Annotated in this window: 1 pseudogene; it reads left to right on the top strand. The window is 32.8% G+C overall.

From position 1 onward, the window contains the following. Nucleotides 1–980: 980 nt before the first annotated feature. Nucleotides 981–1,115, top strand: a pseudogene (locus tag BV375_RS29855) (glucokinase); the annotation flags it as partial. Between the last annotated feature and the right edge of the window lie 112 nt (nt 1,116–1,227).

Raw genomic sequence — 1,227 nt, 5'->3', positions numbered from 1 at the left:
TCAATCACACCCCCTATTTTTCTTTTTAGGTCGGCTATTTAGTCTAAACTCCAGTTAAATTGCTTGATTTTCCAAATTTCTAAATAATATTATTAAAAAAATTTCTTTATAAGAGGCAAATAGAAGTTTAACCTTCAGTTACTAGCTAATAAAAACTTAAGATTAGAAAAATTGCTGGATAGTAAGCTATGAGCAAATTTTCTACTCAATAAATCTGGTTGTAAGCGTAACAATTCTTAAAATATATACTTATGATTTAGAAAGCTATTTTTGCTGTTTCTACTTTAGATATAAAAAAGATTGGGTGTTTAAAACATCTAACTTTAGAGTGATATAAATCAGCGTAATTTTATATTTGATTTAGATTAAGTGCAGTGTTAATCTAGATTAATCAAGCTAAATCAAAATTAAAAATTGGAGCAAGCGATAGGTTTAGTTACTATTTACTACCATGTAATCTCCGATTACTTAAAGGTAAAAAAAGTTTTTGCAGCGGTAGTAGCTGCCAGGCATTTAATTTGCAATGTTTGCAGTTAAATTCCTGGCAGTGATTAAATATTGACTACTGAGCCAACCAAAAAATTTAGATACCAGTACTTTGTTACACAGACTATGACGAGTTCGTAGTCAGCTAGTGCTTTTAAAAAGACTAGACCCGCCTACTACAAGCTTTCCAAGTTAGTGTGACAAACCACAAATTAGACCTTTTTGGATATTGTTATTGGCTGATGCATAAGCAGTGACAGATAATTTGGTGATAGTAACATTTCCACAGAAAATTTAAGTGGGTTGGCTGACAGTAGCTCCAACTCAAATACTAACTCTCCACTAGTTCAAAATTAGAAGAATTTTTCTGTAGTGATGTACTAGCAAAATTGATGATTTTTTTCATGAAGAGGAGTCATAAATCTAGCTCAACCTATTAGCTATAGGAAATTTCGCAGGGGGCAAATAAAAAATGACTATCCTACTAGCAGGAGAATTTTATGCAAGCATTCTTGGACAAAGGGCGGATGAATTCTCTATTGAAGCAGATGCCTGTTCATATTGTCTTAAATCGCAAAGTCGGATTAATTGGAGCAGCTTTATGTGCTGACCAACTAACTTTTAGCTAAAACGTGTTGAAGATTAGCCGTGTAATGATTGCAAATCTTTGAGCAAACAATTTTACTATATCTACGAAATATAACTATGACCTCCACTACTACTCGTCGGAAAGCAAACACG

It is taken from the genome of Nostoc sp. 106C (assembly GCF_002154725.1).
GTDB lineage: Bacteria > Cyanobacteriota > Cyanobacteriia > Cyanobacteriales > Nostocaceae > Aulosira.
This window is presented reverse-complemented; position numbering and strand designations above follow the sequence as displayed.